Genomic DNA, 25,813 nt, shown 5'->3' with positions numbered 1-25,813 from the left:
CCGGACATCCCTCTCAGTTTGTTAATTACTGAGAAGTTTTTAAAAAAACTATTAGAATGGGGTTGTATTGCTTCTCTCTTACTATTTAAAAGAGTCTATATCTTGTGGTGAAACCATTTTTCAGAAACCTTAGCCACTACTACCTTAAATAAGTCACTCTGGCACTTTCAGAGTGAGCAGTACTCGAAAAAAACACGCTCGAAAATCGAAAAGATTCTCGAACGTGCTAGCTTTGATTGATTGTCGATCAATTAATCGATTGATTTAAAAGTATTCACAACATTTTCAACACTAAAGCCGAATTCTGCTAATACTTTGTCGCCAGGTGCTGATGCACCGAAGTGATCGATCGCGATCACTTTTCCATGGCAACCGGTGTAACGTTCCCAACCAAATGGGGAAGCCGCTTCAATCGCTACCCGTTTCTTCACTGCTTTTGGCAAGACGCTTTCTTTGTATTCTGAACTTTGTGCTTCAAACAAATCAAAGCTTGGTAAGGAGACCACCGATACATCGATGCCTTCTTCTGCCAATTTAGCTTGTGCTTGGACCGCAAGATTCACTTCAGAACCTGTGGCGATCAAAATCCCCGCTGGTGTTTCACCAGCTTGTTTTGAAATCACGTAACCACCTTTTGCGACATTTTCATCCGCACCGGTTTGCGTGCCTTCGATCACTGGTAGATTTTGTCGGCTTAAGACTAAGACCGTTGGTTTATCCGTTGTTGTCATGGCCAGTTTCCAGGCAGCACGGGTTTCATTGCCGTCTGCTGGACGAATCACTTGGACATTTGGCATGCAACGGACGCTGGCTAATTGCTCGATCGGCTCGTGGGTCGGTCCATCTTCCCCAACCGCCACGGAGTCATGCGTCAAGACATAGATCACAGGTGCATGCTGGATCGCAGACAAGCGCACCGCTGGACGCAAGTAATCAACGAAGACGAAGAAGGTTCCGCCATAGATTCGGGTACCGCCATGCAATTGGATTCCGTTCATCGCTGCCGCCATCGCAAATTCTCGGACACCAAACCAAATGTTGCGGCCTTCGTATTGGCCAGGTTCAAAGTCTTTTTCTGCTGCCACCATCGTGTTGTTGGAGCCAGAAAGGTCAGCCGATCCACCCCAGAGACTAGGGACGGCTTTGGATAAGGCTTGGATCATCTCTTTGCTAGAAACCCGACTAGCTTGTGAGCTGCCAACTTCGTAGCTTGGTAATGTTGCATCCCAATCTGCTGGCAATTCACCCGCAAAGGCTTGTTTGAATTGCGCCGCAAGTTCTGGGTAGGCTGCTTCATAAGCATGGAAAGTTTCGTTCCAAGCGGCTTCAGCTTTTTGTCCTTCATCGACCATGGTTTCTTTGAAGCGCGCGGCAACTTCTTCAGGTACGGTAAATTCTGGGTATTCCCAACCATAAATCGCTTTAGCTGCAGAAATGCCTTCGGCACCGATCGGCGCACCATGAACGGCAGAGGTGCCTTGATTTGGCGCACCGTATCCGATCACAGTCTTGATTTCGATCAAGGTTGGTTTGTCGCTTTCAGCTTTTGCTTCGTCGATCGCTTTCGAGATCGCTTCTAAATCATTGCCGTCTTCAACGAGAATGTGTTGCCAGCCATACGCCTCAAAACGCGCACCGACATTTTCTGTAAAGGCTTTTGAGGTCGGACCATCTAGGGAAATGTCGTTTGAATCGTACAAGACGATCAGTTTGTCTAATTTCATGTGACCCGCCATGGATGCAGCTTCTTGCGAAACACCTTCCATCAAATCCCCATCGCCACATAAGGCATAGGTATAGTGATCGATGACTTGATACTTGTCGCGATTGTAGGTTGCAGCCAAGTGGGCTTCGGCCATTGCCATACCGACTGCCATGGCGATCCCTTGTCCTAAAGGTCCAGTGGTTGCTTCCACGCCGTCTGTGTGATCGACTTCTGGATGTCCTGGCGTGCGGCTATCCCATTGACGGAAGTTTTTTAGATCCTCAATGGTCACATCGTAACCAGACACATGCAACAAGCTGTACAATAACGCCGAACCGTGTCCAGCAGACAAAACAAAACGGTCACGATCCACCCACTTGCGAGAAGTCGTTGGATTGACTTTCAAGTGTTTGGTCCACAAGGCATAGGCCATGGGTGCTGCCCCCATCGGTAATCCCGGATGTCCTGAATTGGCTTTTTGTACGGCTTCGATACTTAATGTACGAAGGGTGTTCACTCCTAATTGATCGATTTTATCAAACAATGGTAGTTCCTCCTAATTTAGGTTTTTTTTACCTTTATTACATCTTTTATTATACGTGATCCAGATGCTTATTTCAATAGCAATGAAAAGGAATTCACAATTATCTGCCGTGGAGACCTTTTTTCTTTTGAATCTCTTTTAATTTCTCTGGTGTCACATCAGCACCTTCAGGATCAACGATCTTCATTCCTTCGATATGGTGACGCATTCCTCCACGAAAGGCGGTTAAATACTCGTCACGTAGAACTTTTTGTTCGTTCGTTTCTGCCTCAGTCAATCCCTCTGTTTTTTTCTTGTTGGCAAGTTCATTGATTCGAGCTAATTTTTCTTGAGATAGCATATTCGTTCCTCCTTTTCCCTCTTGATTTTACTACAAACTAGCGAATAAAAACAATAGTGTAAAAAGCGAACATTTGTTTGAATATTCGATATACCTATGGTACACTAATGTTATCAAATGAAAGAAGGTGTCAGTTTTGGCAAAACGAACAGAAAATCGACAAATCGAAATTCTTAAGTTCATTCATACCCGTGTCACTGAAAAAGGCTATCCGCCGACTGTTCGCGAAATTGGCGAAGCCGTTCAGTTATCTTCTACCTCAACTGTTCATGGCCATTTGTCCCGACTTGAAAAAAAGGGGTTGATCTTACGAGATCCTACAAAACCCAGAGCCATTGAATTAACTTCTTCCGGTCTTGAAAAAATCGATGTTCAGCCAGCATCCATTCCGATGCTTGGTGTCGTAACTGCGGGAGAACCGATTTTAGCAGTGGAAGATGCATCCGATTTCTTTCCGATTCCGCCAGATTTAGCAAATAGTACCGGTAGTTTGTTTATGTTGACGATCCGAGGAGAAAGTATGATCAATGCTGGCATCCTTGACGGCGATCAAGTGATCGTTCGCAAACAACAAAGTGCGCAAAATGGTGATATTGTGATCGCTATGACAGATGAAGATGAAGCTACTTGCAAACGATTCTATAAAGAAAAGAATTACATTCGTTTACAACCGGAAAATGATTACTTAGAACCAATCATTTTGCCTGACGTAACGATTTTAGGATTGGTTGTTGGGTTGTATCGACATCTGCTTTGATGCTCAACGAGCTGACTAGGAAATCTTCGTTTTTACGAAGATTTTTTTTCTTTCCTCTTTACAAACCGAACAAACATTCGTATAATAAGTATACAAACATAAGTTCGTATTATTTAAGGAGTGAATGAGATGAAAGCAGTTCGTCGATTTGGTTTTATGTTATGGGTTTTATTGATGGGTATTGTTATTGGCTATTTTGGCGTTCTAAGTGCTGTTCTGATTTTTTGTCCTCTAATGATGCTTTGGTTCATGCTATGGGATGAAAAGAAATTCCGCCAAGCAGAGCGCAAACGTAACCGCCATTATTATCACGATCATGATTTTTATCGTTACGAACCATGATCCTTCCCCTACATACGCCATAAGGCAGAAGAAACAAAAAAGGACTCCTGCGAGTCCTTTTTTGTTTCTTCTTTTTTAGTATTCCATTAACGTCTTGATTTCAACACCTTGGATTTTATCTCTTCCATGTAAATCCATTAGTTCGATCAAAAAGGCACAGCCCACAACGATACCGCCTAGTTTTTCTACGAGTTCAATCGTTGCTTTGATCGTTCCGCCAGTTGCTAGTAGATCGTCACAAATCAAGACACGTTGTCCTGGTTTGATAGCATCGGCATGCAACGTCAAAACATCCACGCCATACTCTTTTTCATACTCTGCTTCAATGGTTTCCCGTGGCAATTTGCCTTTTTTACGTACTGGGGCAAAGCCGACACCTAACTGGTACGCAACTGGGCAACCAACGATAAATCCGCGGGCTTCTGGTCCTACCACCATATCGATGCCTTTTTCTTGTGCATACTCAACGATCTGCTGTGTCGCATAACGATACGCTTCTCCATCAGCCATTAGCGGCGAGATGTCCCGAAAAATAATTCCCTCTTGGGGATAATCCGGAATACTAGCAATATACTCTTTTAAATCCATTTTTTTTCCTCCTAGACTGTCAACCACTGACGTAGGGTTGATAAATCACTCATTAATAAAAATTCTTCTGTTTTGATCATTTTTTGTCGTTGCTGATACAAATGACTCTCTGTCAGCGGACGAGAAACAGGATCAGCCGTTTTATTCAAAACACCATCTTGTATTGTAACAAATTCCAGCTCAGAAAACACCTGAATCATAAAAATAAGTAATTTTTCTGGAATTTTTAGATAGTTAGCGACCATCTTTAATTTGTAGCGAATATCCAAACGAGGCTGCTGCTTGATCAATTGAAAAAGCCGACCATATTGCTCTCTGGTTCCTACCCCGTCTAAATAGGCATCTTCCGTCGAGTAAAACACAAACGCAATTCTTGAAGCATGAAGCGCTTGAACGACCTCTTTGATCACAGCAATATCAGCAGGACAATCTAAAAACGCGATCTCTTGGAACGGACCAGCACAAAATGTATCTTTCACAGCAGCCACCGAGTCGAATAAGATCGTTTGTCCACAAAATCCTTGCAGCTCTCGAGGCAGTTTCTTATTGAAAACGACCCCTAATGTTTCATTTCCCAGAGAGACACCTTGCCGACTCCTTTTCGAACGATAATCAAACAACTGCAGCCCTTCCACTGCAAAGTCATCCAACATCAGCTGCGGTTTTTTGTTGCCATTCCATTCATTGATTGAAAGCTGACCGACGATCGATAGTCGATCATTTTCAAACTCTACTGAGTCTTTTCCAAAACCAAAGCCAATCACATCTAGCTGTAGATTGGACTCATCTGTCATCACTAACTTCAAGTGCTGGTTTTCGGTACCAATCTGGCGGGCATTTTGAGTCGATAAATTGGAAAACAGAAATTTCGGTAACGGATTGTCCGTTCCGAAAGGCGCTAAAACGTTTAAAGACTCAATAAAGTTGATCGATACTTCCGCCAATGGCAGTTCCTCATCGATCGCTAAGGGGATTCCCTGACTAAGATCAATTCCATTTTCTTCCACATAGCGATTCATCTGAGCTTGTAGCATGTCCAAATGATCAATCGGGATACTTAAGCCGACCGCCGCATGATGACCACCAAAACTGGTAAACATGTCTTTCATCGTAGCCAACATTTCAAATAGATTCAACGCAGCGACACTTCTACCTGACCCTTTTGCTAACCCATTTTCTTTTTTGGTCAAAACGATCACGGGCTGTCCGGTACTTTGCATGATACGTCCAGCTACGATTCCTAAAACCCCTTCGTGCCAGTTATCACCTACGACCAGATGAACATGATTGGCAGGGTCGATTTTTTCTTGCGCTTCTTTCATGATTTCTTCAACGAAAGTTTTTCGCTGCTGATTGATCGTATCTAATGTCTTGGCTAAGGTTACTGCTTCTTCTTCATCAAATGTGGTTAACAAACGAACAGCAGGATTAGGATCTTCCAACCGACCAATTGCATTGAGGCGGGGGCCAACAGCAAAACCAATATCGGTTTCGTTGACTGTTCGTTTTTTCAACCCACTGACCGTCAACAACTCATTCAAACCAAGCCGATCAGTTTGTTGGATCATTTTCAGGCCATTGCTGACTAGTAGTCGATTCTCATCTGTCAAAGAAACCATATCAGCAATCGTCCCAATTGCAACAAGGTCCAGCAGTTCGACGGGCACTTCTTCTAATAGGGCACAAGCCACTTTAAATGCGACTCCGACTCCCGCTAAATCACCAAACGGATAGTTTCCTTCAGGGTGACGGGGATGAACGATGGCAAAGGCTTCTGGGAGTTCTGCAGGAAGTTCATGGTGATCCGTCACGATCACATCGACCCCTTGCCCTTGAGCATAAGCAATTGCCTCATGTCCAGATACCCCATTATCAACGGTGATGATCAATTGCGTCCCTGCCGCAATTTTATCTTGATAGACAGTTATGTTGGGACCATACCCATCTGAAAAGCGATTGGGCAGATAATATTCAGCTTCAGCCCCTAGCAACTCCAGTGTTTCTTTTAATACGGTGGTGCTCGTAATCCCATCTGCGTCATAGTCGCCATAAATCAAGATCCGCTCACCATTTAAAATGGCTTCATGGATCCGTTCCACGGCCTTATCCATATCATGAAAGAGAAACGGATCATGAAGGTATTGCAGATCCGTTGATAAAAAAGCGTCTAGCGCTTCTGCTGTTCGAATATTTCTTTGCCATAGCAACGCGCCGATGCGCTCAGGAATCTTTCTTGCTTGGATCAATTCTTTAAATACAGGGGTAGCTTCGCTATCTTGCGGTAGCACCCAATGAAAATTTGCACGTTTCACCAAATCACTCCTAACTAGGTTATTATAGCAAAGTTTATGTAAAAAGGAAAAACAACGAAAGAAACAATTTATTTTTTCATGTCACAAAAAAGAGCTTGCAGCGAACGATGCGCCGGCAAACTCTTTTCTTAATTGCTCTCATGTATTCTAGGCTTGCGATTCAAAAGACTTCATTTCTTCATCAATCGTTGGCGGCGTTGAGGCGCCTGCAGCACGTGACGAAAGTTGCGCTTCTTGATCGTCGAGTTGTTGCTGCCTAGCTGCTAACTCCGCCTGCTTGTTGATATATTCTCGTTCCAAGGCTTCTCGTTCATCTTGCAGAACTTTCTCGTTATTCGTGCGATAATCCGAGAGCTCTTTTCTCAATTGTTTTAGTTCTTTTTTTTGACGGAACATTGCACTTGTGGAAACCAGCAACAAAATCAATGCGCCTAACAAAGCAGAACCAATAATGACTAAGATCAGTGGCGATTGAATCGTTGTGAAGCCAAAATTGATCGGAACAGTCATATTGTTTGCAACCGCAAATAAAACGATCACTAAAATCAGTAAAATACCAACGATAACACGCCATTGATTTTTCATGGGTTTCAACTCCTATTTTTTGTTGAACATCGTTCCTGCCATATAATCCCCGATTGCAGGAAACAGTGTATACAGTTTTGCTGCCGCCCCTAAAATATGTGGGCGATTGATTTCTCGTTTTGGATGAATCATGGCTTTGACGATCGTTTGTGCCAATTTGTTTGGTTCAAGGACAAGGCTGCCCACCGATGATAAGTAACTACCGCTAGGATCTGCTTGGTCAAAGAATGCCGTTTCGATCGGCCCTGGGTTGACCGTTGTTACGTTGATCCCCAGTGGTTTTAGTTCTAAACGTAAGGCGTTAGAAAAACCAAGTACAGCAAATTTCGTTGCAGAGTAAACTGCGGTCTTCGGCGTAGCGATCTTACCCGCAATTGAAGCAACGTTTATGATATGACCATGCTTTTGTTCAGCCATTTGAATCGCAACTTGCTGAGTCAAAACCATCATCCCAAGTACATTGACTTCAAACATATTACGGATGACCGCAGGATCCATCTCTGTAAACTCTTGAAAGATCCCGTAGCCAGCATTATTGACAAAGACATCGATCTTTCCGACTTTCTCACTGATTTTTTCTAATAAGCGCTCCACGCTTTCAGGATTTGCTACGTCCAATTGAAACGCATACGCTTCTTTGCCGCTTAATTCCATACATTGTTCTTTGACTTTTCCGATCAAATTCGTCCTCCGGGCACAAGTCACGACGATCGCACCACGTTTTGCGGCTTCATAACAGATTTGTTCTCCAAGTCCGGCAGAACCACCTGTTACAACGACAACTTTATTCTCCAAGTTCATCTGATTCTTCCTCTCCGGCAAAAGGGATCTCGACAACATCAAAATCTTTGACGATCAACGTATTCGGAAATACTTCTTTTGCTTCATTTACTAAATTTGTAATATCTTTGCCAACATAGCGCGCGCTGATATGGGTCAATAGCAAACGCTTGGCGTGAGCTTCTTGGGCAACTTCAGCAGCTTGTCGCGTCGTCGAATGAAAATAAGCGCGAGCCAACTTGGCTTCTTCTTTGTTGAAGGTACTTTCATGTACCAAAACATCCGCATCTTTCGCTAAAAGCACGGCGTTTTGACATTTACGGGTGTCACCTAATATTGTCACGATCCGTCCTTTTTTGGCTTGACCTAAAAAATCAGCTCCATTGATTTGACGACCATCATCGAGGGTAACTACTTCACCTTTTTTCAAACGTCCGAAGACAGGACCAGGTTTCAGCCCAAGTTCAAGCAATGCTTTCACTTGCAACTCCCCTTGATGGCTTGCTTCGACAATACGATAGCCAAAACTATCAATCCCGTGATCAAGGCGCAGACAAGATACTTCAAATTGCTGATCTTTAAAAAGAATCCCTTCTTCTTCAATCTCAAAAAAATGCAATGGATAGCTGACTTTCGTCTGAGAAATCCGCAAAACGGTTTGAATGTATGTTTTGATCCCCTTGGGTCCATAAATCTCTAGAGGTGTGTCTCCGCCTTGAAAGGAGCGGCTGCTGATCAATCCTGGCAATCCATAAATATGATCACCATGAAGATGGGTAATAAAGATTTTTTCAATCTTTCTCGGTCTAATCGTAGAATGCAAGATCTGCATTTGTGTCCCTTCGCCACAATCAAAAAGCCAAACGGCATTGCGTTCATCTAATAATCGTAACGCAGTGCTGGTCACGTTTCGATGTTTCGCAGGCACTCCAGCACCTGTTCCTAAAAATTCTAATTCCATAAGCTTCTTTCCTTTCATCTCTTTCCAATTTTAGCGGAAAAGAAATCAAGTTGCAATTGAAGCTTGCGGTTTTTATTTCTCGGATTGGCTATCGGATTCATCGTTATGGGAATTTTTCCAATCCTCTTGAACACGTGCCTTGGTGGATTCTTCGACTTTTTTGGCCGTCTCGATCTCTGCCTCGACATCATCGTAGTCAAAACGAGTGATGTCACCGCCTAATTCATTCATGATCAGTTGGTTCAAAGGACGATTGTCCTCTTCATCGGCAATCAATAATAACCCCGTATCGCCTACACCAATTTGGTTTCCGACGTGTTCGAAGAGCATTTGCGCATTTTGGATCTCTTTTGCGTCACGAGTAGCACCGATCATACTACCGCCAAACCAGCCCAGCATGATTCCCAAAGGCCCACCTAACACACCAACGAGCATCCCGATCAAACCACCAGTTGATGTCTTATTGTTTCCAGTAAAATCAAGAAAATCCTCGACTTTAAATTGATGCACGCCTTCATTGGTGTGGGTAAGAACCGCCATTTGCTCTCCTTTGATCTTTCGTTCCATATGCATCCGTTTCACTTCAGAAAAGGCTTGATACGCTTTGGCACTAGCATCAAAGTTCATTACAATGACTCGTTTTGACATAAAAATCGCTCCCTTTGGTTTATTTGTTCTTTTCTTTATTTTAACAGTAAATCATTTAAATGAAAAAAGAAACCAAAAAGACTGCTGATCATTGATTTCTTAGAGAAAATCAATGATCGGCAGTCAAAACCAATTCAACTATGAAGGATTTTTTTAAAAAAATGATGTTCTTTTAAACGCTTATTCGACAAACTCAAATTCAAAATTACCGATACGCACAATATCACCGTCTTTGGCACCTCTCGCACGCAATGCTTCATCGACACCCAATCCACGTAATTGACGAGCAAAACGCATCACAGTCTCATCGTGATCAAAGTTCGTCATTTGGAATAGTTTTTCGATTTTCTCACCGCTCAAGATCCAAGTTGCATCAGGATCGCGATCGATTGCAAACTCCGGTTCATCCGATTGGAAGCCGTAATGAACCACATCTTCTTCGATTTCTTCATCGTACAAGAGGAACTCAGGAGTGACTTCCAATAGATCCGCTGTCGCATTCAGCAAGGCATCGATTCCCTTACGAGTGACACCAGAGATTGGGAAAATCATTGGTTCATCCGCGAACTCATCCGTTTTTTCTTTTGCCAGCTGCTCTTTGAAAAGGGCTAGGTTTTCTTCAGCATCCGGCATATCCATCTTATTGGCAACGATGATCTGTGGGCGCTCTAGTAAGCGCAAGTTATGGGTCGACAATTCATTGTTGATGGATAAATAGTCTTCATATGGATCGCGCCCTTCCATGCCGCTCATATCGATCACATGTAAAATGACCCGCGTCCGTTCGATATGACGTAAAAACTGAGTCCCTAAACCAACACCTTGCGAAGCACCTTCGATCAAGCCAGGCAGATCGGCTACTGCAAAACTACGACCATCAGTGGTCGTTACCATGCCTAAATTTGGCACCAGTGTTGTAAAATGATACGCGCCGATTTTTGGACGAGCAGACGAAATCACAGAGAGTAATGTTGACTTCCCAACTGAAGGGAAACCAACTAAACCAACATCTGCTAAGACTTTTAGTTCGAGCTCGATCTTTCTTTCTTGACCGGGTTCTCCGTTCTCTGCTAATTCTGGGGCTGGATTTTTTGGAGAAGCAAACCGAATGTTCCCACGGCCGCCCCGCCCGCCTTTTGCGATTACTAATGTTTGACCTTGCTCAATCAAATCACCTAATAAGGCACCTGTTTCAGCATCACGAACGGTGGTGCCTTGGGGTACTTTGATGTAAGTATCATCTGAGCCACGGCCGTGCATTCCTTTACTCATGCCATTTTCCCCGGGTTGCGCTTTAAAATGACGATTAAAGCGAAAATCCATTAATGTACGCAAACCTTCGTCTACGACTAAAATGACATCACCGCCACGTCCCCCGTCCCCACCTGCGGGTCCGCCATCTGGGACATATTTCTCTCGGCGAAAAGCAACCATTCCGTCGCCGCCTTTTCCTGCTTTGACATCGATTGTCACTTGATCTAAAAACATGGACATTATTTGTCCTCCATTCTTTTTTTACTACCTTCTATACTTTTTGATTATCAGTTATCTCACTTTAAGTGGTTACTATTTCTCTAATAAGAAAGTCTATTTTATTGTAACGACCGAAACGCCTTTTGTCTATCTTTTCTCATGGGTTTCCGTAAGAAATCGCGAATTCTTAAGGGTTATTCTTTGACAGTCACAGGAAATCGTAGCAAACTTTTAAGTGTACCAGTACACAATCAAAGGAGGAAACAAGAAATGACAGTAAAAGTTGGAATCAATGGTTTTGGACGAATTGGACGTTTGGCTTTTCGTAGGATCAGAGAAGTTTCTGCCGATATTGAAGTTGTGGCAATCAATGATTTGACGAGTCCAGTCATGTTAGCACACTTATTGCAATTTGACTCGACCCACGGCACGTACCCTGGAACTGTTACTGCAACGGATAATGCTATCGTTGTCGATGGCAAAGAGACCCGAGTGTACGCTGAACCAGACGCAAGCAAAATCCCCTGGGCAAAAGAAAATGGCGTCGATATCGTATTAGAATGTACGGGTTTTTACACTTCCGCAGAAAAAGCCCAGGCCCATCTTGATGCAGGTGTCAAACGAGTCGTTATCTCCGCACCAGCTGGTAATATGAAAACGATCGTTTACAATGTCAACTCAGACACGTTAACACCGGATGATACTATCATATCCGCAGGTTCTTGTACGACCAACTGCTTAGCTCCAATGGCCTACTTTTTAAATGAGGAATTCGGGATCGAAGTTGGTACGATGACGACGGTTCATGCGTATACTTCTACTCAAATGCTATTGGATGGTCCTGTAAAAGGCGGAAACTTAAGAGCCGCTCGTTCCGCTGCTGACAACACGATCCCTCACTCAACGGGTGCTGCCAAAGCGATCGGTCTAGTTATTCCAGAATTAAATGGCAAATTACAAGGCCACGCCCAACGGGTTCCTGTCGTCGATGGTTCTTTAACAGAATTAGTCTCAATTTTGAAAACCAAAGTAACCGCCGATGAAGTCAATGAAGCGATCAGAAAACACACCGTCGATAATCCGTCATTCGGTTACGATGACCGTGAAATCGTCTCTGGAGATGTGATTGGTACCACTCAAGGGTCTATCTTTGATCCGACACAAACAGAAGTAACCACTGCTGGCGATTTCCAACTGGTGAAAACCGTCGCTTGGTATGATAATGAATACGGCTTTACTTGCCAAATGATTCGCTTGCTAGAAGAATTTGCTCGTTTATAAGCTAAAGGTCAAGCAAAAAGTGCCGGTTCTTTTTTAGAACCGGCACTTTTTTATTCACTTGCTGGATGATCGTATTTGTCCAAAAAAGCTGCAATTTTTTCTTTATAAAGGTCTGGATCTGTTTTGTAGCTTTTCGCATGCTCGGCACCTGAAACAACCCACTTTTCTTTTGGTGCATCGGTCGCGTTATACAAAATATCCAGCATCGAATAAGGAACAAACGTATCCGCATCACCATGGATAAAAAAGATCGGACGCGTATTCTTTTGCAGTTGTTTGACTGCATCTGCTTCACCGAAGAAATACCCCGCTCGGATTTTTGTGACAAGACTAGTGACATTCATCAATGGAAAGGCCGGTAGACCAAACAATTGATCGAGTTGATAACCCAATTCTTCATTGACGTTGGTATACCCACAATCTTCAATGATAGAAGTGACATTTTTCGGCAAGTCTTCCCCACTGGTCATCATTACCGTGGCAGCCCCCATACTGATGCCATACAAAGTGATCGTTTCTTCAGGACCATTTTTTGCGAGTACTTCATCGATCCATTGCAGATAATCCTTACGTTCGTGCCACCCAAAACCAATATAATCTCCTTCGCTTTGACCATGCCCTCGAGCGTCTGGAACCAAGACATTATAGCCTAAATCATGATACATCTTAGCATAGTCCGCCATCGTTTCTGCATTCCCCATGTAGCCATGCGCGATGATCGCCGTTTTTCCTCGATTCTTCTCCTCCGCCGGTAGATAAATGGCGGATAACTTTAAATCATCTTCAGAAGTCAGCTGCCACATCTCACGATTTGCTGGATCTGTAAACCAATTTTGCGATTCATTTCCTGTCTGATTTTCATCCGTACCAGGGGTATCTCCTTCCAAAAAATCTTTTTCTGAAGGAACCACCGCATAATCGTAAAAATAGTTTCCTGCATACCCTAATCCTGCAATTGCTAATACAGCCACTCCGATGGCAATCTTCCAGCGCAATTTCACACTTGTCACGTCCTCTTGTTATATAGTTTACATAATATTATTATGGTTTCGTCATTCCTCAAGGAAAGAACCCACTACATAAATTACCGTTTTTTGCTCATGTTTGTCAATCGCAAGCGCCCAAAAAGAAAACCATTGCCAACAATCTTTGTTGGCAATGGTTGATTTTCGTGGTAATTAGTTATTTTCGACCAATTTAAAACTTGACCAAGGTTTCAAAAATTCTAATAAGAATAGTTCCTCATCAGCGATCTTACCAACGACATTGACTCGACCATCATTTTTCATTGCTTTCAAGGCGATTTGCGTCTCCCCTTTGTATTGTCCATAGCCAGCATTATCGATCAAGACATCCCCTCTTACCATATCACGGGTATCATGAGGCGGAAATTCCTTGTCTTTATAATAGATCCGCGTCATCGTTGAACGCAAGATGTATTCCGAACGATCTCCTCGATAGCTGTGCAGATTATCGAAGAGACAAATTCGTTCATCTTCAGTGATTCCGTCAACGACATCGACTCTTAATGTCGGATAATCCGCGTGAAACGCTTCAGCCATTGCTGCCAATTCTGCTTCTGAAGCATAGGCATTTCCAACAGAGATATCATCGATCAAGCCAGTCAACACTAAATGTTTGACTTGCGTAGCTAGTGGCAGATCACGATGATCTTCCAAAGAGCATAAACCATCTTGTGTTGGCCATGGACCGAAATCAGCTTCGTGAGAATTCACGAAAGCCATCGTATTTAAATTGTATTTGCGGAATTTTTCCGAACAAAAAACGAAATGGTCGTAGCCCAACCCTGAATAGCGATGAGGATAGAAGTTATGCGAGCCGAGTAAATTTTCAGTATTAGGCGAATAACTCATGATGTTGTCCACGTAGCTCGTACCACTGCTCATATTGATTTCGATTTTAATCCCGTAAGGATTACGCGTCATTTTGGCTTCTTCTGAACCAGTAAAACCAATATCTAACCGAACACCGTAAGCCCCCATCTCATCAAAGAAGGATAAATCATCATAAGAAATACCTAGCTGTTCGAATAAACCAGGATTGATATCTACCATGACTTCCATTCCTAACTGATTGGCATAATCCACGACTTGTTTAAAGTCTGCCAAGACTTTTTCTTTGTCATCGTTGATTTGTAGCAAACTGGTAAATACCCGTTTAAAGCCGTATTTGTGTGCCAAGTCTAAATACGCTTTGTCCTTTTCAAACGTTGAGCGCTCTGGATAAATCGATATCCCTAATTTTCCCATCAAAAAAACCTCCTGTAAATTCTATCCGTTTATTATAATGAATCCTCTTTCATTATAACAAACATCTAAAAAGTGGTCTACACCTTTCCGCCTGTTTCTTTCTCATTCCACAAAATCTGCGCTTTCTTCTATGTCTCTTTTTTGTTATGATTATCATTAAGAAAACTGGAAGGAATGAAAGAATGAAAAAAATCCTATTCGCACTGACAGCAGCTGCTAGCCTTTTATTATTAGCTGCTTGTACAGGTTCAAGTACCACCGATCCCTCATCAAGCAATTCGGCAGAAAGCACGTCAACCTCAGAATCCATTGACTTGAATGCCCTGGAATTGCCGCAATTATCAACGGATGTGCAAGAGAATGAAGCCTTAGTTGAAATGGTGACGGAAGAAGGCTCAATCAAAATCAAACTTTTCCCAGAGATCGCGCCCAAAGCAGTCGAAAACTTTTTGACCCATGCCAAAGATGGTTATTATGACGGCTTGACTTTCCATCGTGTCGTAGAAGAGTTTATGATCCAAGGGGGCGACCCTAATGGTGATGGCACTGGCGGAGAAAGCATATGGGGCGAAGGATTCGGCGAAGAATACTCGAACCAGCTTTATCACTTGCGAGGCGCATTGGCAATGGCAAAATCAAGTGCGCCAAACAGCCAAGGCAGTCAATTCTACATCGTTCAAAATGATCAAGACGTATCCGACGGTCTAGCGATCCAACACTATCCTGAAAAAATCATCGAAGCCTACAAAAATGGTGGAACACCACAATTGGACGGTAGCTATACCGTTTTTGGTCAAGTGACCGAAGGCATGGATGTCGTAGATAAAATTGCGCAAGCAGAAACCCAAGACTCTGGCAATGGTGAGAATTCTCAACCGGTTGAGCCAGTGAAGATCGAAACGATCAAGGTCTTACAAGAAGCCAAAGAATAAATAAAAAAACCGCTGAAGTCTCCGATACTCGGGAATTTCAGCGGTTTTCTTTTACTTTTGGTCGCCTACGATAAAGGTAAATTCGCACTCAGCAGCTTTTTTGCCATCCACTGTCGCTACCGCATCAGCAGTTCCAACGGAGCCTTTGATTTTGGTGATCTCAAAAACAAGTTTCATAGTATCTCCCGGAACAACTTTTTGACGGAATTTGGCTTTGTTGATGCCGCCGATATACGCCGTTCTACCTTGGAATTCCTCGGATTTCAAGATCAGGATCGATCCTGCTTGTGCCAATGTTTCTAAAATCAAGGCACCCGGCATTACTGGATTTCCCGGAAAATGACCTTGGAAAAAGTCTTCGTTGATGGTAACATTTTTCGTTGCGATAATCTTTTTGCCAGACTCGATTTCATCGACATAATCAATATATATAATTGGGTAGCGATTTGGAATCAAATCCATGACTTCTGTTTCAGTCAATAGTTTTTTCATGGTTTCCCTTCCTTGCTTAAGAATTTATTATAGTTTGATTATCAAAGTATCATAGTTCAACGGAATTCGCAACTAAATATTTATTAAGAAAAAAATAGTTTGACAATCAAACAATTATGCTTAATAATTAGAAATCAAGATAGTTTGATTTACTATTTGTCATTATACGTATTTTATTATTGTTGAATTTATTAAGGAGTGGAATTATGAGTTTTTTAACCGGTAAAAAAGTTGTCGTCATGGGCGTTGCCAACAAACGCAGTATCGCTTGGGGCTGTGCACAAGCATTAAAAGCACAAGGAGCCGAAGTGATCTACACGTATCAAAACGACCGCATGAAGAAGCCTTTAGAGCGCTTATTGGAATCTGATGAATTTGTAGTGGAGTGTGACGTCGCTAATGACGAAAGCATTGCTGCCGCCTTTGATACAATCAAAGAATATGCTGGAGAGATCCATGGTGTCGTCCATGCCGTCGCTTATGCTAATAAAGAAGATCTTTCTGGCGATATTTTGAATATTTCTCGTGACGGTTATGCTTTGGCGCAAGACATCAGCAGTTATTCATTGATTGCTGTCACCAAATATGCCAAACCAATCTTAGCTGAAAATGCTGGAATCGTTACCCTTTCCTACTTAGGTGCCGAACGGGCAGTACCAAACTACAACATGATGGGTATTGCGAAAGCTGCTTTGGAATCAAGTGTTCGCTATTTAGCTGCCGAACTTTCACCGCAAAAGATCCGTGTCAATGCGATTTCAGCTGGCGCCATCAAAACGCTAGCAGTAACAGGTGTAAAAGACTATCAAAAACTGATCCAATTGTCAGAGGATCGAACACCAGATCATATTGGTGTAACGATCGAAGAAGTCGGCAATGCTTGTGCCTTCTTGATCAGTCCTTTATCAAGCGGGATTATCGGCGAAGTGATTTTTGTTGATAAAGGCGTTCATTTATCTTAATCAATAATTGTCATAGAAAAGTCTGCTATTTGCCTACCCGTTGGCTGAGCAGGCTTTTTCTGAAAAAAACAGGTATTTCAGAAAACCTCCTTTGCATTTCTATTTTATCTTCGTTAAAATAGATGCAGTAAGACTTGGAGGGATTTTATGAAACAACTGCTACTCGCAGCTAGCACGACCGATTCAAGTGGTTCCAGCATTACCGAACCAGCAGCTGCTCAGCTCAATGCATTGCAAAAATGGTGGGCGTCCATCGACTGGGAATCGATCATTGGTCTACTGATTCAAAAAGCATTGATGTTGCTTTTTTTATGTATCCTATTCGGTATTTTATTGAAAATAAGCAATATGATCATCGATCGGATCTATCGTTCCTATGAAAAAAAAGCCAGTTTCAATGTGAGTCGAATCAACACGATCCATACCCTGATCCGCAATACGGTTCATTACACATTAGGCTTCTTTTTTGTCTATGCACTCCTTTCAACCATCGGCGTACCTGTAGGCTCGCTACTAGCCGGTGCCGGAGTCGTCGGTGTCGCCCTCGGTCTCGGCGCCCAAGGCTTTATGAATGACTTGATTACTGGCTTCTTTATAATTACCGAACAACAAATCAACGTTGGTGATTACGTCCGCTTGACCAACCTGACGCTTGAAGGTACGGTGACGGCCGTCGGTATTCGGACTGTTCAATTAAAATCCGTGGACGGAACCGTTCATTATATCCCAAATCGTAACATCACGACCATCAGTAATACATCCAGAGCCAATATGCAAGTCGTGGTAGACGTACGTATCTTACCCTCTGAAGGCTTAGATGAAATACGTGCCATCATTGAAGAAGTCAATGAACAGATTGCTAAGCAGCATGAAGAAGAGATTCAAACGGCCCCTACGGTCTTCGGTTTGGTGGATCTAGGAAACAACAACTTTGCAATTCGCACGACCATGTATGTGACCAACGGTACGCAATGGAAAATCAAAGAGGAATTTTTGGCCGCATCGATCGATGCTTTAACTGCCAAAGGCTATACGATCCCCAATGCGCCGATCGTCGGTATTTAAAAAAAAGGTTATCCCGAAACTGGGATAACCTTTTTTCTATACCACATGCAGTTCATCTGTCATCTTTGGGGCATCTTCTTTAGAAATCAGCAAATAGCGTCTTTCAATTTCGTGCGCCAAATGATTGACGGATTTTAAAATCTCTTTGCGGGTGATAATCCCAACAAAGACATTGTCATCATCAACGATCGGCAAGAATGCTTGATCTACTAACAAATGCAGCATACTTTCCAACTCATCGTTTTCTTTGATGCAATTCACATTGACTTCCATGACATCTGCCACAGTCAGCCCTTCAATATTTTCCATACTGAAGCCAGTGAGATCCATCATGCGTTCTACGATGTTTGAGAGGCTGATTAAGCCGACTAAATGGTCCTCACTATCTAGTACAGGGATCTTTGAATAGCCCACTTTTGATAAAACAAGCAATGCGTGACTCAAAGGGTGGTTATAAAATACCGATGCCACATTTTCTGCCGGCACCAAGAAATTTTCTTGGTTCTCGAGTAATATTTTTTCTACGGTCTGTCCTATCAATCTAATTGCCTCCATTTCACAGCTACTCTTCTATTTTACTTGAAAATGAGAATAGAAAGTTGAAACCTGCAAAATTATAATGAAATTTTTACTTTTTGATTCCGCTTACTTAGCGTGTGAAAACAAAAGCTAGCTCAGGGACTTTATGAAAGGAACGATCATAGTATTGGATTGCCCATTGTTCTGGCGTACTTTCGATAATCGCAAAGCTTTTGATTTGAATTTGCCCTCGCGGTTGGGAAATACTGCCGGGATTCAAGAAAAGCCGATTCCCAACTTTCTCACAAGCAATTTGATGCGTGTGACCAAACAGTGCGATCGAGGCATCGGCTTGTTGCGCTTGCAGCCCTAATTTCGTTACACCAAAACGGACATCTGCTAAGTGGCCATGAGTCATATAGATGGTGTCCAGCGGCGTTTTGATGATACGCTCATTGGGAAAACCACCGCCATAATCGCAATTGCCGCAAACGACTTGAAAAGTATCCCACAAAGGGTCTGTGTCAGGTAGTTCGGAGTCCCCACAGTGCAGGAATAAATCGACTTGATTTTCGAATTCATTTTTAAGATCAACAAGAATTTCACGATCTGAATGATTGTCACTGACAACTAAATATTTCATACATTTTCTCCTTCTAACCACTCCTGCCACTGTTCCTGCAGCTTTTTGATTGCTAGACCACGGTGGCTGACTCGGTTCTTTTCTTCTTGACTCATTTGGGCTGCGCTTTGCTCTGAACCATCAGGAATAAACAATGGATCGTAACCGAACCCATTTTCTCCACGGGGGATACGGCCGATTCTTCCCGGCCATTGAGCTTCAACCACCAAACTATCTTTTCCTGGCGCTGCGAAAACTAACGTACAGTGAAATTGAGCACTGCGCTTGTCATCTTCGACATCCGTCAATTCGTAAAGTAATTTTGCATTATTGGCAGCGTCACTTTTTTGCTCACCAGCAAATCGAGCAGAGTACACCCCTGGTCGCCCCCCTAATGCATCGACTTTCAGTCCTGAGTCATCAGCTAACACCGGTCTTCCCAAAATTCTGGCGATGGTTTCCGCTTTAAGGCGGGCATTTTCTTCAAAGGTGGTGCCGGTTTCTTCAACATCCGGCAAGGAAGGATAGTCTTTTAAGGTGCGGACATCGTAACCTGCTGCGCCAAATACGGCTTTAAACTCCTTGGCTTTTCCTGGATTGCCTGTAGCAATGACAATCGTTTTTTCGGGAATCTCATAAGGGGGTTCATCTGGTAAAAACAGTGCCTCTTTTTGATAGGCGATCAATTCTTCGATAGCCGTTTTTCCGTAGATCAGCATCTCATTCAACTGCTGACCATCAAAAGTCGCTTCTTCCCCAGTTCCTTGCAATTCGACAAATCGACCAGATTCCGTCATCACCAAATTCATGTCAACAGCAGCTGAAGAATCTTCTTGATAATCGAGATCAGTCACACAGGTACCATCTGGTAAGATCCCGACACTAATTGCTGCCAAATGCTCCTTGATTGGATCTTCCGTCAATGCTTTGTCACGCAACAAGGTATCGATAGCTAAACGCAACGCGACAAAAGCGCCGGTAATACTGGCTGTTCTGGTACCGCCATCCGCTTGGACGACATCACAATCGACGACGATACTACGTTCCCCTAATTTTTCTAAATCAACTACGGCTCGTAAGGAACGAGCGATCAGCCGTTGGATCTCCATCGTACGACCAGAAAGCTTGCCTTTGGCACTTTCTCGACGATTACGAGTGTTGGTCGCTCGTGGGAGCATACTGTATTCGGCTGTGACCCAGCCTTTTCCCGTATCTCGTAAAAACGGAGGGACCCGATCTTCAATCGTTGCCGAACAAATCACGGTTGTGTCACCAAAAGAGATCACAACCGATCCTTCGGGGTGTTTGTAGACGTTGGTTTGAATGTTGACTGGTCTTAACATTGTTTCTTTTCTGCCATCATGTCGCATTTAAAAGCCTCCTAAATCAGTGTGAATCGATGAGATCGTATCTAAATCAAGCCAATCATTGGCGATCTCATCAAATATTTTCGGTGAACCAGTAGTAAAGAATGCATGTTGCGGATGCGGATCGTCCTGACTCGTTGCTGCAATGGAAAAATAGTCCAACAAGGTACTGACTTCCCCCACCGTTTCTGCCCCTGAATCAATCAGCTGGATATGGGCGCCTAATTCATTTTGGATCAAAGGGCGCAATAAAGGATAATGAGTACAGCCCAGAATCACTGTATCTAACCGCTTGTTTTTCAATGGACGCAACGTTTCTGCCACGATTTTCTTGGCGACCGAGCTATGGTATTGTTTGCTTTCTACGATCGGCACAAACTTTGGGCAAGCCAAACTGACGACTGACGCATGGGGCGCTTTGCCATGAAGAGCGCGCTTGTAAGAGTCGCTTTTGATCGTTCCATTTGTTCCGATGACACCGATTCGCTGGTTTTTGCTTGCTTTGACTGCTGCTCGACTACCGGGCAGGATCACGCCAATCACCGGGATCGCTAGTTTTTCTTTGATTTCTTCAAGGGCGACCGCTGTCGCTGTATTACAAGCGATCACCAACATTTTAATGTTTTTTTCTAATAAAAAACGGGTCATTTGCCACGTATACGCGATAACTTGCTCAGCAGGTCTCGGACCATACGGGCATCTGGCTGTATCTCCCAGATAAAGAATCGATTCGTTGGGTAATTGCTTGATTGCTTCTTTGACGACCGTCAACCCACCAACACCAGAATCGATAAAACCAATTGGTCTGTTGTTTGTCATAGTTTCCATCCTTTACATGAAAAAAAGAGTTTGGTGCGTTTTTCTCTCTTATTCATTTTGGACTTTTTTTGTCTATTTTTCAAGTATTCCTTTCGTTTGCTAAAAAAGCTTTCCCAAAAAACACGAAACGGTCAAAAAGAAAAAAAGCCCCAACGATTGGCTCACAACCCACAAGTTGCACTTGCATGGGTAAAAGACCGATCGTGGGGATGATTTTGTCGATTATTCTTTTTAGTAATCGTACTGACGTTTTTCCAAAAAGCCAGAAAGCAATGATAATGCATAACAAACCAAAAAGTATAAAACAGTCATTGCCAAAAACATAGGCAAAACATAGTTTGTATTTTGACCATAAATGATTCGAGCATGATGAGTCAGCTCTGGTAAAGAAATAATCACGGCTAATGACGTATCTTTGATCAAAGAGATCAACTGACTGACGATCGCTGGCAACATCGCTTTAAATGCCTGTGGCACGACGATACTCCGCAATACTTCGACATAGCTTAGCCCTGTTGACAAACCAGCTTCCATCTGCCCTTTTGGCACAGCATTCAAACCAGCACGAAAGATTTCAGAGAGCATCGCTGATTCAAAAATCGTCAACGCCACAACCGCTGACCAAAAAATATTAAAGCGGATACCGATCTGCGGCAATGCAAAGTAAGTGAAAAAGATGATCAAGAGCAAAGGCAAGTTACGAATAACATCGATCACGACACCTAATACTTTCGAAAAGACCGGGATCGAGCTGAAGCGCAAAATGCCGGCGATCCCTCCGATAATAAAGCTAAATAAAATCGATAGGATCGACACTTCAACTGTTACCCGCAAGCCATCGATCAAGAAGCGAATGTTAATCGCTGAAAAAGCTTCAAAAAAATCCATAGTTCGTTAGCTCCTTTCTATGAGCGGACAGCCCAACGCCGTTCCAAGTAAACCATCAAATAAGACAATGGTAGGGTAATGATCAAATAGAAAAGACCAACAATGATATACGTATCGAATGTATTGAAGGTCTCACTTGCGATCAAATCCCCTTGATACATAATATCTAATCCTGCGACCATCGCCAAAATTGATGAGTTTTTAACAAGATTGATAAATTGATTGCCTAACGGCGGTACGACGATCTTAAAAGCCTGAGGCAAAATAATGTAACGCATCGCTTGGCTGTACGTAAAACCAGAAGACAAGGAAGCTTCCATCTGGCCTTTAGGAACCGTTTGAATCCCTGACCGGATCGTCTCAGCGATAAATGCCGATGTATAGATCGTTAAGCCAATCGTTCCCGCTTGAAAACCGTCAAAAGAAACCCAATACATTGGCACAACGACATAAAAGAACATCACGATGATCAATAAGGGAATATTTCTAAAAAACTCAACATACGCTTTGGCAATCCCTTTGATGAGGCGATTGTCTGACAACTGAAAAATTGCCATTAAGGTTCCGATCAAAAGACTAAAAAACAGTGCGATCAAACTCGCCATGACTGTGTATTTAAAGCCTTCAATAAACTGACCGGTATACGTTTGAAATAATTCAACCATTCGGTTTCCTCCTACTCTACTTTTCCTGATTCGTCTTCAGGGAACCACTTGTTGTATATCTCATCATAGGTTCCATCTTCACGCATTTCCCGCAAGGCTTGATTCACTGCATCAAGAAACGGCTTTTGTCCTTTATTGATGGCAATCCCATAAGGTTCTTCTGTAAAAGTTTCGCCAACTAAATGGTAATTGGTATTTTCACTCGCCATCCCTAATAAGATCGCATTATCCGTGGTCATAGCATCCCCTTGACCAGATTGTAAAGCAGTAAAGGCTTCCGCATAATTCTCAAGTTCTAAAATTTGCGCTTCTGGTGCTGCTTCACGGATGTTCACAGCTGAGGTAGAGCCTTTCACGACCAATACAGTGGTGTCTGCGGTCAAATCTTCGATCCCTTGAATAGGACTGTCTTTGGCAACTAATAAAGATTGACCTGCATCAAAGTAGACATCGGAAAAATCGACCTGTTTTTTACGTTCTTCCGTGATAGTCATCGTGGCGATGATTGCATCGATGTTGCCGTTTTTCAAAAGAGGAATCCGGGTTTTTGAGGTAACTTCAACAAAGATGGCATTGCCATCACGACCTAAAATTTTCTCAGTGATTGCACGAGCGATATCAATATCGAATCCCCGTACTTCTCTAGTCGCGATATCCATCAATCCAAAAAGACGGGTATCGTTTTTTACGCCCCAAACGATCTGATTCGTCTCTTTGCTGTTTTCTAAAATATCGATATCTGCGGCACTTTGTCCTTTACAACCTGAGAAAGTCACAAGGGCAAAGGCTAAGACTAGAAAGGAAAATATTTTCTTTCTCATAAGGGTTCCTCCTATTGCTTAATGATTTGTGACTTTACTCAAGAATTGTTTTGCACGTTCGTCTCTTGGTGCATCAAAGAATCCATCGACATCGCGCCGGTCTTCTAAGACTTGTCCTTCCGCCATAAAGACGATTCGATCTGCTACTTCACGGGCAAAGCTCATTTCATGGGTAACAACGATCATGGACATACCTTCACTGGCAATTTTTTTCATGACATCCAATACATCACCAATCATTTCTGGATCCAATGCTGACGTTGGCTCATCAAAAAGCAGCATCTCTGGTTTCATCGCAAGCCCTCTGGCAATTGCGACCCGCTGCTGTTGTCCGCCGGATAACATGGAAGGATAGGAATCTTTTTTATCTAACATCCCTACCCGATCAAGAAGTTTTTCCGCCAAATTGATGGCTTCTTGCTCATTTTGTTTTAATACTTTAATCGGTGCCAACGTAATATTTTCTAACACGGTTTTATTTGGATACAAGTTGAAATGTTGAAACACCATGCCGATGTTTTTTCTAATTTCTGTCATTTTGACATCTTTGTCAAACAAGTTCTTACCATTGACCAATAATTGACCACCTGAAATGGTTTCTAGACCATTAATCGTACGGAGCATTGTACTTTTACCAGATCCTGAAGGCCCGATAACAACAACGACCTCACCTTTTTCAAATTCAAGGTTGATGTTTTTTAATGCATGGAACTTTCCGTAATATTTCTCTACGTTCTTAAATTCGATCATTGCCATTGATTCACACTCCTAGCTTTTTTTAAAATTAAATGAGTAATTGGAAAGATTTGATTCATATTATAGCTCAATCTTTTTTCATTTGTAAAGGTTCTTTTCCAATGTTCCCCCCTTATTTCTGAAAAGACAAGTGCTATTTTACTTTGATGTGAGGTTTTTGTCCATGAAAATTTTTCTCACCCCATCAGATCACAAGGAGAACCGGTTGTTTCTTTTGCTAAAAAAAGGTAAGATAAACCATATAACAAAGGAAAAGGTGGAAAAAAAGTGAATACGATTTTAACTGGCGACCGCCCAACTGGCAAATTGCATCTTGGCCATTATGTGGGGTCTTTAAAAAAACGGGTCGAAATGCAAGCTGACCCTGAAAATCAGCTTTATATCATGGTCGCTGACATGCAGGCACTAACAGATAATGCGAAAACACCTGAGAAGGTCTCAGCGAATATTTTAGAAGTTGCTTTGGATTATTTAGCCGTTGGATTGGATCCAGCAAAAACAACGATGTTTATTCAATCGCAAATCCCTCAGCTCTCTGAATTGACGATGTATTATCTCAATCTAGTCAGTGTTGCTCGAGTACGACGCAATCCAACCGTTAAAGCCGAAATTGAACAAAAAAAATTTGGTGAAGGCGTTCCTTCTGGTTTCTTCATCTATCCTGTCTCTCAAGCAGCGGATATCACCGCTTTTAAAGCAAATTTAGTCCCAGTCGGCGAAGATCAAAAACCAATGCTGGAACAAACGCAAGAAATCGTGCATAGTTTTAATTCTACGTATAGTGAAGTATTAGTCGAACCAAAAGCGGTTTTACCGCCAAAAGGCATGGGACGTTTAGCGGGGATCGATGGGAACGGGAAAATGAGCAAATCATTGAACAACGGCATTTACTTAGCTGATCCAGCCGATGTATTACAAAAGAAAGTGATGAGCATGTACACGGACCCAAATCACATTCATGTCAACGACCCCGGACAAGTTGAAGGCAATATGGTCTTCACTTATCTTGATGTATTTGGTACCGAAAAAGAAAAAATTGCTGAATTAAAAGAACATTACACCCTTGGTGGATTAGGCGATGTCAAAATCAAACGCTATTTGATCGATGTTCTAGAAGCCGAATTTGCACCGATTCGTGAACGCCGTGAAGCTTTTGCCAAAGATCCCGGTGAAGTGATGAACTTACTAAAACTTGGTAGTGAAAAAGCTGAACAAGTTGCCGCTCAGACGTTAGCTGAAGTCAAAAATGCAATGGGCATCAATTACTTTGCTTAAAAAAACAAGCCTTTACGGCTTGTTTTTTTGTTTACAAATCGGAA

The 25,813-nt window shown here is 42.7% G+C and carries 27 protein-coding genes; 7 read left to right on the top strand and 20 right to left on the bottom strand.

Annotation, left to right across the window (positions count from 1 at the left end):
* Positions 1 to 251: 251 nt before the first annotated feature.
* Positions 252 to 2,249 (bottom strand): transketolase, encoded by a 1,998-nt coding sequence (gene tkt, locus IGJ26_RS08000; RefSeq protein WP_430599993.1) that lies wholly within the window; start codon positions 2,247 to 2,249, stop codon positions 252 to 254.
* Positions 2,250 to 2,349: 100 nt separating this feature from the next.
* Entirely contained in the window at positions 2,350 to 2,589 is a 240-nt protein-coding gene (locus IGJ26_RS07995; protein WP_005236078.1) for a DUF896 family protein, read from the bottom strand.
* Positions 2,590 to 2,725: 136 nt separating this feature from the next.
* Here IGJ26_RS07995 and lexA point away from each other — a divergent pair, with 136 nt between their 5' ends.
* Both lexA and IGJ26_RS07985 read left to right on the top strand, forming a co-directional pair.
* A complete protein-coding gene (gene lexA, locus IGJ26_RS07990) occupies positions 2,726 to 3,346 on the top strand; it encodes a transcriptional repressor LexA (protein ID WP_008381880.1) in 621 nt (206 codons plus the stop codon).
* A gap of 129 nt (positions 3,347 to 3,475) precedes the next feature.
* On the top strand, positions 3,476 to 3,688 hold the full coding sequence (locus IGJ26_RS07985; RefSeq protein ID WP_005236082.1) for a hypothetical protein: 213 nt from the start codon (positions 3,476 to 3,478) through the stop codon (positions 3,686 to 3,688).
* Positions 3,689 to 3,763: 75 nt separating this feature from the next.
* On the opposite strand, the gene IGJ26_RS07980 is transcribed toward IGJ26_RS07985, so the two are convergent.
* From IGJ26_RS07980 to obgE, 7 genes are all read right to left on the bottom strand, one after another.
* Positions 3,764 to 4,276, bottom strand: coding sequence for an adenine phosphoribosyltransferase (locus IGJ26_RS07980; protein ID WP_005226167.1), 513 nt, complete (start codon positions 4,274 to 4,276; stop codon positions 3,764 to 3,766).
* Between the two features lie 11 nt (positions 4,277 to 4,287).
* The gene (recJ, locus tag IGJ26_RS07975) at positions 4,288 to 6,588 is read right to left on the bottom strand and encodes a single-stranded-DNA-specific exonuclease RecJ (protein ID WP_429969883.1); all 2,301 of its coding nucleotides are present in this window, start codon (positions 6,586 to 6,588) and stop codon (positions 4,288 to 4,290) included.
* Between the two features lie 147 nt (positions 6,589 to 6,735).
* Positions 6,736 to 7,173, bottom strand: a complete 438-nt coding sequence (locus IGJ26_RS07970) for a lipopolysaccharide assembly protein LapA domain-containing protein (protein WP_005236087.1) — start codon at positions 7,171 to 7,173, stop codon at positions 6,736 to 6,738.
* 12 nt (positions 7,174 to 7,185) lie between these two features.
* Positions 7,186 to 7,974, bottom strand: coding sequence for an SDR family NAD(P)-dependent oxidoreductase (locus tag IGJ26_RS07965; RefSeq protein ID WP_016612306.1), 789 nt, complete (start codon positions 7,972 to 7,974; stop codon positions 7,186 to 7,188).
* On the bottom strand, positions 7,958 to 8,914 hold the full coding sequence (gene rnz / locus IGJ26_RS07960; RefSeq protein WP_042890375.1) for a ribonuclease Z: 957 nt from the start codon (positions 8,912 to 8,914) through the stop codon (positions 7,958 to 7,960). Before rnz ends, IGJ26_RS07965 begins: the two co-directional genes overlap by 17 nt.
* Positions 8,915 to 8,986: 72 nt before the next feature.
* Positions 8,987 to 9,562 carry a DUF456 domain-containing protein gene (locus IGJ26_RS07955; protein WP_005236092.1) on the bottom strand — a complete coding sequence of 192 codons (576 nt, stop codon included), beginning with the start codon at positions 9,560 to 9,562 and terminating at the stop codon, positions 8,987 to 8,989.
* Positions 9,563 to 9,742: 180 nt separating this feature from the next.
* A complete protein-coding gene (gene obgE, locus IGJ26_RS07950; protein ID WP_042890376.1) occupies positions 9,743 to 11,056 on the bottom strand; it encodes a GTPase ObgE in 1,314 nt (437 codons plus the stop codon).
* 249 nt (positions 11,057 to 11,305) lie between these two features.
* Here obgE and gap point away from each other — a divergent pair, with 249 nt between their 5' ends.
* Positions 11,306 to 12,316: a type I glyceraldehyde-3-phosphate dehydrogenase gene (gene gap, locus IGJ26_RS07945; protein WP_042890377.1), complete on the top strand. Its 1,011-nt coding sequence runs from the start codon at positions 11,306 to 11,308 to the stop codon at positions 12,314 to 12,316.
* A gap of 50 nt (positions 12,317 to 12,366) precedes the next feature.
* On the opposite strand, the gene IGJ26_RS07940 is transcribed toward gap, so the two are convergent.
* The gene (locus tag IGJ26_RS07940) at positions 12,367 to 13,317 is read right to left on the bottom strand and encodes an alpha/beta hydrolase (protein WP_430599991.1); all 951 of its coding nucleotides are present in this window, start codon (positions 13,315 to 13,317) and stop codon (positions 12,367 to 12,369) included.
* A gap of 177 nt (positions 13,318 to 13,494) precedes the next feature.
* Positions 13,495 to 14,586, bottom strand: coding sequence for a DUF871 domain-containing protein (locus IGJ26_RS07935; RefSeq protein WP_005236098.1), 1,092 nt, complete (start codon positions 14,584 to 14,586; stop codon positions 13,495 to 13,497).
* A 182-nt stretch (positions 14,587 to 14,768) separates the two neighbouring features.
* Here IGJ26_RS07935 and IGJ26_RS07930 point away from each other — a divergent pair, with 182 nt between their 5' ends.
* Positions 14,769 to 15,518, top strand: coding sequence for a peptidylprolyl isomerase (locus tag IGJ26_RS07930; RefSeq protein ID WP_430599990.1), 750 nt, complete (start codon positions 14,769 to 14,771; stop codon positions 15,516 to 15,518).
* Positions 15,519 to 15,569: 51 nt separating this feature from the next.
* On the opposite strand, the gene fabZ is transcribed toward IGJ26_RS07930, so the two are convergent.
* Entirely contained in the window at positions 15,570 to 16,010 is a 441-nt protein-coding gene (fabZ, locus tag IGJ26_RS07925) for a 3-hydroxyacyl-ACP dehydratase FabZ (RefSeq protein ID WP_005226178.1), read from the bottom strand.
* A 206-nt stretch (positions 16,011 to 16,216) separates the two neighbouring features.
* Between fabZ and fabI the strand changes: the two genes are divergently transcribed.
* Both fabI and IGJ26_RS07915 read left to right on the top strand, forming a co-directional pair.
* Positions 16,217 to 16,972 carry an enoyl-ACP reductase FabI gene (gene fabI, locus IGJ26_RS07920; RefSeq protein ID WP_005236100.1) on the top strand — a complete coding sequence of 252 codons (756 nt, stop codon included), beginning with the start codon at positions 16,217 to 16,219 and terminating at the stop codon, positions 16,970 to 16,972.
* Positions 16,973 to 17,119: 147 nt separating this feature from the next.
* Positions 17,120 to 18,037, top strand: coding sequence for a mechanosensitive ion channel family protein (locus tag IGJ26_RS07915; protein ID WP_061054089.1), 918 nt, complete (start codon positions 17,120 to 17,122; stop codon positions 18,035 to 18,037).
* Positions 18,038 to 18,073: 36 nt separating this feature from the next.
* On the opposite strand, the gene cbpB is transcribed toward IGJ26_RS07915, so the two are convergent.
* The 8 genes from cbpB to IGJ26_RS07875 all read right to left on the bottom strand — a co-directional run bounded on the left by cbpB (position 18,074) and on the right by IGJ26_RS07875 (position 24,494).
* On the bottom strand, positions 18,074 to 18,577 hold the full coding sequence (gene cbpB, locus IGJ26_RS07910) for a cyclic-di-AMP-binding protein CbpB (protein WP_005226181.1): 504 nt from the start codon (positions 18,575 to 18,577) through the stop codon (positions 18,074 to 18,076).
* Positions 18,578 to 18,686: 109 nt separating this feature from the next.
* The gene (locus tag IGJ26_RS07905; protein WP_005236103.1) at positions 18,687 to 19,199 is read right to left on the bottom strand and encodes a metallophosphoesterase; all 513 of its coding nucleotides are present in this window, start codon (positions 19,197 to 19,199) and stop codon (positions 18,687 to 18,689) included.
* Positions 19,196 to 20,548, bottom strand: coding sequence for a ribonuclease PH (gene rph / locus IGJ26_RS07900; RefSeq protein WP_061054088.1), 1,353 nt, complete (start codon positions 20,546 to 20,548; stop codon positions 19,196 to 19,198). The genes IGJ26_RS07905 and rph overlap by 4 nt, the downstream gene beginning before the upstream one ends.
* A complete protein-coding gene (gene racE, locus IGJ26_RS07895; RefSeq protein ID WP_008381904.1) occupies positions 20,549 to 21,364 on the bottom strand; it encodes a glutamate racemase in 816 nt (271 codons plus the stop codon).
* 231 nt (positions 21,365 to 21,595) lie between these two features.
* On the bottom strand, positions 21,596 to 22,252 hold the full coding sequence (locus tag IGJ26_RS07890) for an amino acid ABC transporter permease (protein WP_005236107.1): 657 nt from the start codon (positions 22,250 to 22,252) through the stop codon (positions 21,596 to 21,598).
* Between the two features lie 17 nt (positions 22,253 to 22,269).
* Positions 22,270 to 22,917, bottom strand: coding sequence for an amino acid ABC transporter permease (locus tag IGJ26_RS07885; protein ID WP_005226186.1), 648 nt, complete (start codon positions 22,915 to 22,917; stop codon positions 22,270 to 22,272).
* A gap of 11 nt (positions 22,918 to 22,928) precedes the next feature.
* On the bottom strand, positions 22,929 to 23,738 hold the full coding sequence (locus IGJ26_RS07880) for a transporter substrate-binding domain-containing protein (protein ID WP_430599989.1): 810 nt from the start codon (positions 23,736 to 23,738) through the stop codon (positions 22,929 to 22,931).
* Positions 23,739 to 23,756: 18 nt separating this feature from the next.
* Positions 23,757 to 24,494, bottom strand: a complete 738-nt coding sequence (locus IGJ26_RS07875) for an amino acid ABC transporter ATP-binding protein (protein ID WP_008381909.1) — start codon at positions 24,492 to 24,494, stop codon at positions 23,757 to 23,759.
* A 267-nt stretch (positions 24,495 to 24,761) separates the two neighbouring features.
* On the opposite strand from IGJ26_RS07875, the gene trpS reads away from it, so the two are divergent.
* Positions 24,762 to 25,769 carry a tryptophan--tRNA ligase gene (gene trpS, locus IGJ26_RS07870; RefSeq protein WP_430599988.1) on the top strand — a complete coding sequence of 336 codons (1,008 nt, stop codon included), beginning with the start codon at positions 24,762 to 24,764 and terminating at the stop codon, positions 25,767 to 25,769.
* The last annotated feature ends 44 nt before the right edge of the window (positions 25,770 to 25,813 follow it).

This window comes from Enterococcus sp. AZ095a, assembly GCF_050546735.1.
GTDB classification, from domain to species: Bacteria; Bacillota; Bacilli; order Lactobacillales; family Enterococcaceae; genus Enterococcus_D; species Enterococcus_D entomosocium.
This window is presented reverse-complemented; position numbering and strand designations above follow the sequence as displayed.